Origin of the sequence: Pseudactinotalea sp. HY160 (assembly GCF_009372055.1) — a bacterium.
Classification (GTDB): domain Bacteria; phylum Actinomycetota; class Actinomycetes; order Actinomycetales; family Beutenbergiaceae; genus HY158.
In genome coordinates, this window is sequence record NZ_WHMT01000003.1 from 147,833 (window position 1) to 159,399 (window position 11,567).

Annotated in this window: 13 protein-coding genes; all 13 read right to left on the reverse strand. The window is 72.0% G+C overall.

What is annotated here, in order from left to right; all coding sequences use genetic code 11:
• Positions 1-6: 6 nt before the first annotated feature.
• The 13 genes from GCG21_RS04975 to GCG21_RS05035 all read right to left on the reverse strand — a co-directional run bounded on the left by GCG21_RS04975 (position 7) and on the right by GCG21_RS05035 (position 11,565).
• The gene (locus GCG21_RS04975) at positions 7-549 is read right to left on the reverse strand and encodes an adenine phosphoribosyltransferase (protein ID WP_152818165.1); all 543 of its coding nucleotides are present in this window, start codon (positions 547-549) and stop codon (positions 7-9) included.
• The gene (gene secF / locus GCG21_RS04980; protein ID WP_153877920.1) at positions 546-1,646 is read right to left on the reverse strand and encodes a protein translocase subunit SecF; all 1,101 of its coding nucleotides are present in this window, start codon (positions 1,644-1,646) and stop codon (positions 546-548) included. Before secF ends, GCG21_RS04975 begins: the two co-directional genes overlap by 4 nt.
• Entirely contained in the window at positions 1,643-3,568 is a 1,926-nt protein-coding gene (gene secD, locus GCG21_RS04985; RefSeq protein ID WP_370517289.1) for a protein translocase subunit SecD, read from the reverse strand. The genes secF and secD overlap by 4 nt, the downstream gene beginning before the upstream one ends.
• Before the next feature lie 38 nt (positions 3,569-3,606).
• Entirely contained in the window at positions 3,607-4,053 is a 447-nt protein-coding gene (gene yajC / locus GCG21_RS04990; RefSeq protein WP_152818168.1) for a preprotein translocase subunit YajC, read from the reverse strand.
• A 113-nt stretch (positions 4,054-4,166) separates the two neighbouring features.
• Positions 4,167-5,189 (reverse strand): Holliday junction branch migration DNA helicase RuvB, encoded by a 1,023-nt coding sequence (gene ruvB, locus GCG21_RS04995; RefSeq protein ID WP_153877918.1) that lies wholly within the window; start codon positions 5,187-5,189, stop codon positions 4,167-4,169.
• Positions 5,182-5,790: a Holliday junction branch migration protein RuvA gene (gene ruvA, locus GCG21_RS05000; protein WP_152818169.1), complete on the reverse strand. Its 609-nt coding sequence runs from the start codon at positions 5,788-5,790 to the stop codon at positions 5,182-5,184. Before ruvA ends, ruvB begins: the two co-directional genes overlap by 8 nt.
• Positions 5,791-5,902: 112 nt before the next feature.
• Positions 5,903-6,505 carry a crossover junction endodeoxyribonuclease RuvC gene (gene ruvC, locus GCG21_RS05005; RefSeq protein WP_152818170.1) on the reverse strand — a complete coding sequence of 201 codons (603 nt, stop codon included), beginning with the start codon at positions 6,503-6,505 and terminating at the stop codon, positions 5,903-5,905.
• Between the two features lie 88 nt (positions 6,506-6,593).
• On the reverse strand, positions 6,594-7,349 hold the full coding sequence (locus GCG21_RS05010; RefSeq protein ID WP_152818171.1) for a YebC/PmpR family DNA-binding transcriptional regulator: 756 nt from the start codon (positions 7,347-7,349) through the stop codon (positions 6,594-6,596).
• A 144-nt stretch (positions 7,350-7,493) separates the two neighbouring features.
• Positions 7,494-8,078, reverse strand: coding sequence for an NUDIX hydrolase (locus GCG21_RS05015; protein ID WP_153877916.1), 585 nt, complete (start codon positions 8,076-8,078; stop codon positions 7,494-7,496).
• Between the two features lie 267 nt (positions 8,079-8,345).
• Entirely contained in the window at positions 8,346-8,579 is a 234-nt protein-coding gene (locus GCG21_RS05020) for a hypothetical protein (protein ID WP_152818172.1), read from the reverse strand.
• A 126-nt stretch (positions 8,580-8,705) separates the two neighbouring features.
• Positions 8,706-9,596 (reverse strand): pyridoxal 5'-phosphate synthase lyase subunit PdxS, encoded by an 891-nt coding sequence (gene pdxS, locus GCG21_RS05025; RefSeq protein ID WP_370517290.1) that lies wholly within the window; start codon positions 9,594-9,596, stop codon positions 8,706-8,708.
• 107 nt (positions 9,597-9,703) lie between these two features.
• Positions 9,704-10,819: a PrsW family intramembrane metalloprotease gene (locus GCG21_RS05030; protein WP_152818173.1), complete on the reverse strand. Its 1,116-nt coding sequence runs from the start codon at positions 10,817-10,819 to the stop codon at positions 9,704-9,706.
• A gap of 140 nt (positions 10,820-10,959) precedes the next feature.
• Entirely contained in the window at positions 10,960-11,565 is a 606-nt protein-coding gene (locus GCG21_RS05035) for a hypothetical protein (protein ID WP_370517291.1), read from the reverse strand.
• Positions 11,566-11,567 lie beyond the last annotated feature (2 nt).

The window sequence follows — 11,567 nt, forward strand, 5'->3', positions numbered from 1 at the left end:
GCCCGGTCAGTAGGTGACGACGGAGTAGACCTCGTGCTCGCCGAGGGCGGCCCGTCCCCCGAGCTCGCTCAGTTCCATGAGCATGGCGATGCCGGAGACCTCGAGGCCGGCCTGCTCGAGCAGCGAGGCGGCGGCCCCCGCGGTGCCGCCGGTGGCGAGCACGTCGTCCAGGAGCAGCACGCGCTGGCCCGGGACCACGACGGTGGCGGCCACCTCGACCTCGGCGGTGCCGTACTCGAGGGTGTAGGCGGAGGAGATGGTCGGCGGCGGCAGCTTGCCCGCCTTCCGCACGACCATCGTTCCCACCCCGAGCACGGCCGACAGCGGCGCGGAGAGCAGGAAGCCCCGCGCCTCGACGCCGGCGACCATGTCGATCCGGCCCCGGTACCGGTCGGCGAGGTGCTCGATCACCTCACCGAACGTCGGCCCGTCCGCCAGCAGCGGCGTGATGTCGCGAAAGACGATCCCCGGCTCGGGGAAGTCGGGTACGTTGCGGATGAGGCCGCGCACCCGCTGGGCGAGCTCGGCGTCGGAGCTGCTCGAGGTCATCTGCGGCTCTTGCGACGAACCGGCTGGGCGGCCTGACCCCGGTGGGCTCCGGCGCGGAGGCCGCCGGCATAGGAGCCGACCGTCACGGGGGCGTCGTCGTCCTCCCCCGCGGCATTCTCGGCCGCCGCCCGCTTCGCGAGCACGGTCGCGGTGTGCTCCGCGATCGCCGGGTCGCGCTGACGCAGCGCGACCTCGATCGGCGTCGCGATGAAGATCGAGGAGAGGGTGGAGAAGATGAGGCCGATGAACAGCGCCAGGGCGATGTCGCGCAGCGTGCTCGCGCCGAGCAGGAACGATCCGACGAACAGGATCGAGGCGACCGGCAGGAGCCCCACGACCGAGGTGTTGAGGGAGCGCACCATCGTCTGGTTCACCGCGAGGTTCGCCGACTCGGCATACGTGTACCGCGTCTGTTCGAGCACCCCCTCGGTGTTCTCGCGCACCTTGTCGAAGACCACGACCGTGTCGTAGAGGGAATAGCCGAGGATGGTGAGGAAGCCGATGACACTCGCCGGCGTCACCTCGAAGCCCACGCCCGCGTACAGGCCGACCGTGACGACGAGGTCGTGCAGCAGCGCGATGAGCGCCGCGACGGCCATCTTCCAGTGCCGGAAGTACAGCGCCATGACGAGCGTGACGAGCACGAGGAAGATGACCAGACCCTGAATCGCCTTGGTGGTCACGTCCGCGCCCCACGCGGGTCCGACGAACGAGGACGTCACGCTGTTGACGTCGACCCCGTAGGCCTCGGCGAGGGCCTCCTTCAGGTCGGTCGTCTGGGCGTCGGTCAACTCCTCGGTCTGCACCCGGATCGAGTCGCCGCCGACCTGGGAGACGCGCGGCTGCTGCCCCTCGGCGACCGAGTCGACCGCGTCGTAGGCCGGCTGTTGCTCGGTCGTGGCCACGCCCGAGACCGTGAACTCGGAGCCGCCGCGGAACTCGATCCCGGGATTGAGCTTGACGGTCACGAGCAGGATGATCGAGAGCAGCACGAGGCCGGCGGCGGCCACCATCCAGGTCTTGCGCCGGCCGACGATGTCGAAGGAGCGCTTCCCCGTGTAGAGGTCGTTCCCCAGCTGGGCGAAACTAGCCATCACTGACCGTCCTTCGTGTCGGAGTCGGAGTCGGAGCCGGCGACGGCGCCCGCCATCGCCTCCTCCTGCTGGCGTGCCGCACGTTTGCGTTCCGCGATGCTCAACGCCTGCTCGCGCTCACCCCTGCTGAGCACCCGGCCCGCCCCGCGGTAGGCGGTGACGCTCGAACCGAGGTGCACCGGGTCGAGTCCGGAGAACCGGTGACCGCCTCCGAAGAACTTGGTGCGGATGAGCACCCGCATGATCGGGTGGGTGAACAGGAACACGACGACGAGGTCGATGACCGTGGTCAGCCCGAGCGTGAACGCGAACCCGCGCACGCTGCCGACCGCGAGGAAGTAGAGGACCGCCGCCGCGAGCAGGTTGACCATGTCCGAGGCGATGACCGTGCGGCGGGCACGCAGCCAGCCCTGGTCCACGGCCGCGGAGAGCTCCCTGCCCTCGCGCACCTCGTCCCGGATGCGTTCGAAGTAGATGATGAACGAGTCGGCGGTGATGCCGATCGCGATGATCAGCCCCGCGACCCCGGGCAGGGAGAGTCGATACCCCATGAGCCACGACAGCAGGGCGATGGTTCCGAACACCAGGCCGGCGGCCACGGTGAGGGAGGTGACCGTGACGAGCGCCAGGCCGCGGTACTGCAGCAGCGAGTAGAGCACCACCAGGCCGAGCCCGATGAGGCCGGCGATGAGGCCGGTCTGGAGCTGCTCGGAGCCGAGGGTCGCCGAGATCTGCGCCTCGGACTGCACCTCGAAGTGGATGGGCAGGGCACCGAAGCTGAGCTGGCGGGCCATCGTGGCCGCCGCCTCACGGGTGAACCCGCCGGTGATCTGTGCCTCCCCGTTGGGGATGACGTCGTTCACGCTCGGCGCACTCACGACGAGCGAGTCGAGCACGATGGCGAACCGGTTGCGCTGGGAGGAGACCATCTCCGGCTGACGCAGCCGCTCGGTGATCTCCTTGAACGTCGCGGTGCCCTCGGCGTTGAACTTGAGGTTGACCGCGTACTCGCCGGTCGGCGCGCCCGCCTGGCTGTAGGCCATCCCGGAGGAGGCGCTGGCGATGTCGGTCCCGGGGATCTCCATCGGGCCGACGATGTACTTCGAACTGCCGTCCGTGGCGCACGTGACGAGCGGCTTGGCGGGATCGTCCCCGCCGCCGCCGATGAGGTTCTCGGGATCGGTGCAGTTGAGGGTGTAGAAGTCGTACCAGTCCTGCTCGGTGATCCAGGCCTGGTCGCTCGGGGAGGTCGGCTCGGTCGTGGGGGTGTCCGAGATCTCGCCGTCGCCGTCGAGGTCGGCCGCCTTGCGGGCCGCCTCGTCGATCTGAGCCGTCGTGGGCGCGGCTCCCGACTCGGTCGAGGGCGCGTCGTCCTCCGTCGCGGGCTCGTCGGCCGGTGCCGCCCCCTCCTCGGGGGCCGCGCTCTCCGTATCGGCGGAACCGTCGGTCCCCTCGGTACCGTCGGTGGGGTTCGCCTCCTCCTGCTCGGCGAGGGCCTGGTCGAGCGCCTGCGGGTCGATGGGTCCGGGCGGCGCCTGGTAGAGGAAGGCACGGAACCGCAGTTGGGCGCTCTGACGCACGAGGTTGAGCGTGTCCTCGTCCGGCTCGCCGGGCAGCGCGACGACGATGTTGGTGCCGCCCTGGCTCGTGATCTCCGCCTCCGAGACGCCGGAGGAGTTGACGCGCTGCCGGATGATCTCGATCGCCTGCTGCACGTCACTGTCGGTGATCTGCGAGCCGTCGTCGGTCTGCGGGGTGAGGATCAGCTGCGTGCCGCCCTCGAGGTCGAGCGCGAGATTGGGCGACCACGACGCGTCGGACAGCTTCGTTCCTCCGAAGATGGAGCCGAAGATGAGCACGACGAGCACGCCGAGCAGGATGAGGCGTGAGGACGGGCGGGACTGCGCAGGAGGGCGTGTAGCCACGGTATGCCTTTCAGGACCGAGCGGATCGGGTCCGCGGGTCAGCGGGATTCGTTGTCAGCGCCGCCCGGGGCCGAGTCCGGGCTCGTGGGTGAGTCCGGGCCGGCGGCGTCCCGCTCGGCGGCCTCGGGCTCGTCGGTCTCGTCGGCGATCTCCCCCAGGTCGGCCACCGACGGCTCGGGCAGCTTGCCCATGATCGCCTGCGGCACGAACGTCACGACGACGCCCGGCGCGACCTCGACGAAGGCCTCACGCGTTCCGATACTCACGATGGTTCCCTGCATGCCGCCGCTCAGCTGCACCTTGTCCCCCGGACGCAGCGAGGCGAGCTGGTCGGCGTTCTTCTTCTGCCGACGACGATTGGAGAACATCATGAAGCCGATGAAGGCCACCGCGATGAGCAGCAGCGGCAACATGCCGGCACCCGCTCCGGTCGCCGCGCCGTTCTGGGCGCTGGGAAGGGCGGTGGCAAGAATATGAAGACCCATGGGGCTTGGTCACTCCATCATGATGTGAACACGGACTGGCTGAGTCTACGTCACTTTGCTGAGGAGGATCGCCAGCGGTTCGGGGACGGAACCCGGCCTCGACCGGGGGCGCGTCAACCGAAGAGCGTGCCCTCCCGGGCCGGCGGCACGAGGCCGATGTGCACGAAGCCGGCGTCGGTGGCCACGCGGCCACGGGCGGTGCGCGCGATCAGCCCCTCACGAACGAGGAACGGCTCCGCGACGGTCTCGACCGTCTCGGGCTCCTCGCCCACGGCGACCGCCAGCGTGCTCAAGCCGACCGGCCCGCCGCCGAAGCGTCGACACAGGGAGTGCAGCACGGACCGGTCGAGCCGGTCGAGCCCGCGGGCGTCCACCTCGAACACGGTGAGCGCCGCCTGGGCGGCGGCGAGGTCGAGCACGCCCGTGCCGCGCACCTGGGCCCAGTCCTGCACGCGCCGCAGCAGCCGGTTCGCGATCCGCGGCGTTCCCCGCGACCTCGTGGCGATCTCCGCGGCCGCGCGCTCGTCGAGCTCGGCGCCGAGCAGCCGCGCGGATCGGGTGAGCACGGTGCGCAGGTCGTCGGCGGAGTAGAAGTCCAGGTGGCCGGTGAAGCCGAACCGGTCGCGCAGCGGCGCGGGCAGCAGGCCGGAGCGGGTCGTGGCTCCGACGACCGTGAACGGGGGCAGCGTGAGCGGGATGGAGGTCGCCCCAGGGCCCTTCCCGACGACCACGTCGACCCGGAAGTCCTCCATCGCGAGGTAGAGCATCTCCTCCGCCGGTCGGGCCAGGCGATGGATCTCGTCGATGAAGAGGATGTCGCCCTCCTGGACCCCGGAGAGGATCGCGGCCAGGTCACCGGCGTGGGTGATCGCCGGGCCGGACGTGAGTCGCAGGGAGCCCCCGACCTCGCCGGCGATGATCATGGCCAGCGTCGTCTTCCCGAGCCCGGGCGGACCGGCGAGGAGGACGTGATCGGGAGTGCGCCCGCGCGCCCGCGCGGCCTCGAGCACGAGGCTCAGCTGGTCGCCCACGACCGGCTGTCCGACGAACTCGGAGAGCCGCTTGGGGCGCAGCGCCGACTCCGCCGCACGCTCGACCTCGTCGGCCTCGGCCGCGAGCAGGTGGGCCTCATCCACGGGTGCCTCCCAGGGCCTGGAGCGCCGCCCGGAGCACGCCCGCGGTGTCGGCCGGGTCGAGGCCGTCCGCGGTGACCGCGGCGATGGCCTTCTCGGCGGCCTTCGGGTTCCAGCCGAGGCCCTCAAGCGCGGCGAGCACGTCCGCGCTCACCGCGGCCGCGGCGCCGGCGGCCGGGCCGGGCCCGCCCGTGTCGCCGGCGGGCGCTCCGAGCTTGCCCTGCAGCTCGAGCACGAGCCGCTTGGCGGACTTCTCCCCCACGCCCGGGACCCGCCGCAGCGCGGCGGTGTCCTCGCGGTCGATCGCGCCGCGGACCTCGTCCGGGGTGTGGACGGCGAGCATCGCCAGGGCGAGCCGGGGGCCGACCCCGGAGACGGTCTGGAGGGTCTCGAACATGTCCCGCTCCTCGACGGCCACGAAGCCGTAGAGGGTGAGCGCCTCCTCGCGCACCACGAGGGAGGTCGCGAGCACCGCCTCCCGACCGTGCCGCAGCTGCGCGAGGGTGTGGGGCGTGGTGTAGACCCGGTAGCCGAGACCGGAGACGTCGACATCGACCGAGTCGAGGCCGATCCGCAGGACATCGCCGCGCACGGACGCGATCATCGAGGCACCTCATTCATCCGAACGTTTGTACGACACCGTACCGCGGTCGCGGGCGCCCGCGTCAAGCGACGCGCCCGGCCACCGGTTCCGGACGGACGGCGATCGTGCTCGCTCATGTGTTCGGCGCGCGCCGGGAGGCCCGCTCGGCGGCCGCCCGCGCACGGGCCCACCGGTGTTGGGCGGGGGTCATCGTCGAGGCGGCGGCCACGGCGGGTGCGGTGTGTCCGCCCCGGTCGAGGGCCGCGGCCCGGCCTCGCCACGCGTGGGTGATCGCGAGGGCGAGCGCGTCGGCCGCGTCGGCGGGCCGCGGCGGCTCCTCGAGCTCGAGGATCCGCCGGACCATCTCCTGCACCTGCGCCTTGCCCGCGCCGCCGTAGCCGCTCACCGTCGCCTTGACCTCGGTGGGAGTGTGCAGGGCGACGGCGCAGCCCGCGCGGGCGGCGGCGACCATCGCCAGGCCGGCGACCTGGGTCGTCGCCGAGACGGTACTGACGTTGTTGCCCACATAGACCCGCTCGATCGCGACGGCTTCGGGTTCCAGTCGGGCGATCCAGGCCGTCAGTTCATCGGCGATGGCGAGGAGGCGTTCCTCGAGCGGCATCTCGGGGGTGGTCCGGGCGACCCCGACGTCGACGAGCCGCACCCGCCGCTCGCGCACCTCGACGGCGCCGAGGCCGCAGCGCGTCAGGCCCGGGTCGACGCCGAGGATCCGCATTCGACCAGCCTGCCACGGCCGCCCGCCCGGGGGCCGGAGCGAGGCCGCCGAGTCGCGCTCGCTCCGGGCGTGCTCGCTCCGGGCGCGATCACTCCGCCTCGAGTTCGGCCATGACCTCGTCGGAGGCGTCGAAGTTGGCATAGACGTTCTGCACGTCGTCCGATTCCTCGAGGGTGTCGATGAGGCGGAGCACCTTCCGGGCGCCGTCGGCATCGACCTCGACCTCCATCGAGGGGTGGAAGACGACGTCGGCGGAGTCGTATTCGATCCCCGCGTCCTGGAGCGCGACCCGTGCCTGGACGACGTCGGTCGCCTCGGTGAGGACCTCGATGAACTCGCCGTGATCGGTCACCTCCTCGCCACCCGCCTCGAGCACCGCCTCGAGCACCGCCTCCTCGGACGTGCCGTCGCTCGGAACGACGATGAGGCCCTTGCGGTGGAAGAGGTAGGAGACGGAGCCGGGGTCGGCGAGGTTTCCGCCGTTGCGGGTGAACGCCACGCGCACGTCGGACGCCGCCCGGTTGCGGTTGTCGGTCAGGCATTCGACGAGCACCGCCACGCCGCCGGGCGCATAGCCCTCGTACATGATCGTGTCGTAGTCGGACCCCCCGGCCTCCGCACCCGAGCCGCGCTTGACGGCCCGGTCGATGTTGTCGTTCGGGACCGAGGACTTCTTCGCCTTCTGGATGGCGTCATACAAGGTGGGGTTCCCGGCCGGGTCACCGCCGCCCGTGCGCGCCGCCACCTCGATGTTCTTGATCATCTTCGCGAACAGCTTGCCGCGCTTCGCGTCGATGGCCGCCTTCTTGTGCTTGGTCGTGGCCCACTTGGAGTGACCTGCCATGCCGTATCTCCTTCGCTGTCGTGGTCCGGCCGCGCGCCCGAACCGATCGATGGGCCGACTCGCGGTGACCCGCGGAGCCCCACAGATCCGGTCGGGTACCCGCCTCGAGGGGCGCGGGGGCCGGGCTGACGTCCGCCGTCGATCCTACCCGTTCGACGGCCCGTGACGCCGCTCGCCGCCCGGAGGGGCCGGGCGCTGGTCGTCGTTGTCGTCGGCCAGGTGGATGAGCGTGCCGTCCCAGCCGCGCGCCAACCGGGCCGCGAGCGTGGGCAGGCCGTGCGGGAACACCTCGGCGGCGGTGGCGGAGAGCTCCCCGAGCGGCCACCACCGCAGTTCGTCCATGAAGTCGCGCTCGATCGCGGTCCAGCCCGCCCGGCTCAGCGTCGTCTCGCCGTCGGCGCGGGCGAGGAAGAAGTCCTCGTCCTGCCGCACGGTCTCGGCGAAGAAGTCGAATCGCGCCCGGCGGCGCAGCACCGGTCCGACCAGTCCGGCCGGGTCCAACCGCATCCCGGTCTCCTCGTCGACCTCGCGCACGGCCGCCTCCCGCGGGGACTCGCCGGGGTCGATCCCGCCGCCGATCGTGAACCACCAGCTGCGCCCGGGGTCGTCCGCGTCGTGACCGCGAGCCAGCAGCAGCCGGTCCTCGTCGTCGAAGAGCAGCACGCGGGCGGCGCTGCGGTACAGCACCCCGTCCGCGCACCGGACCCAGTCCGGACCGAGCGAGCTCACCGGACGCGCTCGCCCGTGTGGCCACGCCGGCCGCGCGCGGCGGCGAGCCTGGAACCTGCGTGCATAGCGGCCAGGATAGCGGGCGCGCCGTCATCGCCGGGCGGATCGCGCTCGAGGTCGGCCACGCCGCGGGTGACCACGTGCCCGCGCTGTCCTCTCAGCCTGCCGCTACCGGATCGCCCCGCATCATCTCGGTGGCGTCTGTGACACGTGGGTCCAGTCCTGGATCACCGAACAACAGGACCGCGACCGACGTGTCGAGAACGATCACGATCGGTTGCGTTCGGCGTCCCGGGCAGCCAGCACGTCCTCGGTCGTCAGGCTCGACCGGCCGCGCCGGGCGACGACGTCATCGATCAGTGCACGGTTCCCCGCGAACGACGCCTCCCACACAACGATCTCTCGGAGGTACATGGTCAACGACTGCCCACGCTCGCGCGCACGCTCGGCGAGGACGATGCGGATCTCGTCCGGAACGTCACGAATCTGCAGGTGCGTCATGCATGAACGCTACATGCGTTCTACCAACAGGAGAAGGGGATCATGCAGTCGAACGCGCCCGGCCGCGCCGGGCGACGACGTCGTCGATCGGTGCGCGCCTCCCGGATCAACGCGCCGATTCGCCCCCTACCAGCCGCGTTCGGCCATGCGATGCGGCACCGGCACGTCGTCGACGTTGATGCCGACCATGGCCTCGCCGAGGCCGCGGGAGACCCGCGCGATGACGTCCGGGTCGTCGAAGTGTGCGGTGGCCTCGACCACGGCCGCGGCCCGCTGGGCCGGGTTGCCGGACTTGAAGATCCCAGATCCCACGAACACGCCCTGCGCGCCGAGCTGCATCATCATGGCGGCGTCGGCCGGCGTGGCGATCCCGCCGGCGGTGAGCAGCGGTACCGGGAGCTCGCCGGTGGCGGCGACCGACCGCACCAGGTCGTACGGCGCGGCGAGGTCCTTGGCGGCGACGTACAGCTCGTCCTCCGGAAGGTTCGCCAGGCGCCGCAGCTCCTGGCGGATCTGGCGCATGTGGGTCGTGGCGTTGGAGACGTCCCCGGTGCCCGCCTCGCCCTTCGAGCGGATCATCGCGGCCCCCTCGTTGATCCGCCGCAGCGCCTCACCCAGGTTCGTCGCGCCGCACACGAAGCCCGTCCGATACGCCCACTTGTCGATGTGGTGGGCGTAGTCGGCGGGCGTGAGCACCTCGGACTCGTCGATGAAGTCGACGCCGAGGCTCTCGAGCACCTGGGCTTCGACGAAGTGCCCGATGCGGACCTTCGCCATGACGGGGATCGAGACGGCCTCGACGATCGAGCCGATCATGTCCGGGTCGCTCATGCGGGAGACGCCGCCCCGGGCGCGGATGTCCGCGGGCACGCGCTCGAGCGCCATGACGGCGATGGCGCCCGCGTCGGCGGCGATCCGCGCCTGTTCGGCGGTGACGACGTCCATGATGACGCCGCCCTTGAGGTGGTCGGCGAGGCCGCTCTTGACGCGCGGGGTTGCGGCGGGCTGGGTGCTCACGATGCTCCTCGGAGGGATCGGGACGGGCGTGATGCTCAGGATGTGTCCGAGCCTACCGCCGTCGCCGCGCCATCCCATGCCCCGGGCGGCGCCGTCTCGGCTGTCGGTCATCGAGCAAATGCGGCGGCGAACGCCCTGCGGTTCTCGCTCAGCGACGCGAGGAGACGACGCTCCCTCGCCTCCATGTCGGCGGGTGCGCGCCCGTGCACCGCCCGGTTGCGCAACAGCGCGATCCGGGTGGCGTTGCGCTGGAACTGGGCCATCGCGTCCTTCGCGCGGACGCCGTAGCGGCCCGCCCACCGCAGCGCGTCCGCCCGGCGTCGCAGGGAGGTGAGCATGGCGACCTCGTGCGGCGCGAACCAGCCCTGCTGCAGATAGTCCCCGAGGCGGGCCGCGAGCATCCTGCGTTCCTGGCGGCGCAGCCACAGGCCGAGGGCGAGGAAGGCGAGGAAGATCGGCACCTGGAGCACGAGATAGCCGAGCAGGAACGCCTCGCCGAGGAACGAGGTGACGTTCCACAGCGCGTGCAATCCGACGGCCGCGAGCCACCCGAGCGGGAAGACGAGCAGGGCGACGGTCACCCGGCGGGCACGGACGCTCGCGAGCCCGATCGCGAGCCCCATACAGGTCGTGAAGATGATGTGCGCGAACGGGGAGACGACCGCCCGGGCGAAGAACACCTGCCCGAGCGCGGCCGCCATCTCCCCGCGGGCGAAGTAGAGGACGTTCTCGGTGAACGCGAACCCGGCGGCGATCGTGGCCGCGTACACGACCCCGTCGACCGCGCCGTCGAAGAGCCGTCGGCTCAGCAGGAACAGTCCGAGCAGGCCTGCACCCTTGAGGGTCTCCTCGACGACCGGGGCGACCGCCACCGCCGCGAGCAGCTGGGTCACGCCGGGGTCCCCCGAGGCGGAGTGGATCGCCCGCGCGAGGAACGTGTTGATCCCGAGGGCCGAGGCGGTGGAGACGCCCGCGCCCCACAGGAACGTGAGCAGGAGCAGCCGGCGCGGTTCGGGCTCCCACCGGTCGAGCCAGAGCACCGCGGCCATGACGACGCTCAGCGGCACGAGGGCCGCGAGGAAGGCGACGAACGTGGAGGCCGCCGACGTCTCGCTCCAGACGATGCCGAGCACGACGACGACCCCGATGAGGCCGGCGACGATGGCGATCGTGCCGACGACCGGCACCGGGGACCGCCGGGGCTGCGCCGCGGCGGCGGCCATGGGCACCGCGGGGCCCGCGGCGTGCGGGGCCCCTGGCACGGCCGGTGCCGCCGGCGCTCCGGGGTAGCCACCGCTTGCGCGGCTGCGTTCGGAGGGCCGGTGCGCGGGCGGGTAGGTCCACGGCTGACCGGGCGGGCCGGTCACGTGCGGGGGGCCTGGTCGAAGACGGCGTCGTCCATGTCGACGGGACGGGGCAACGGTGCCCGGCCCGCGAGGTGGAAGAACCGGACGAACCACGATCCGCGCAGCGAGAGCACGGCCACGACCACCTCGTTGTGGAACCGGCGCGCGAGCTGGGCTCGATAGCAGCACCGCTCCACCTGCTCGAGCAGTTCCCTCGCCCCGCTGGTCGCGGCCATGAGCTCCCGGTCCGCCGGCTCGCCGAGGGCCGCGCGCAGCGCGACGGTCAGGTCCGACTCGGCCTGCCCGCGGTCGAGCCCGCCGGTCAGCGGCGCGGCGGCCCGGGTGCCGATCGAGCCGTGGGCCGGGTCGATCGGGATGAGCCGGTCGGCGTGGATGCCCGCCTGCCACGCGGCCTCGGCCACGACGACGGAGCTCGCGGCGTCGAGCAGTCCGGAGTGCGCCAGTTGCGCGGCGACCTCCGAGCGCTGGCCCAGCTGGGTCTCGAGGATCGCGCGGGTGTCGAGCACCCGGCGATGGAGGCGGTCGAGCCGGCGGGCGTGCCACAGGAGCAGCCCGGCGACGATCGCGACGCCCGCGATGACCAGGAGGACGATCTCGGCCACAC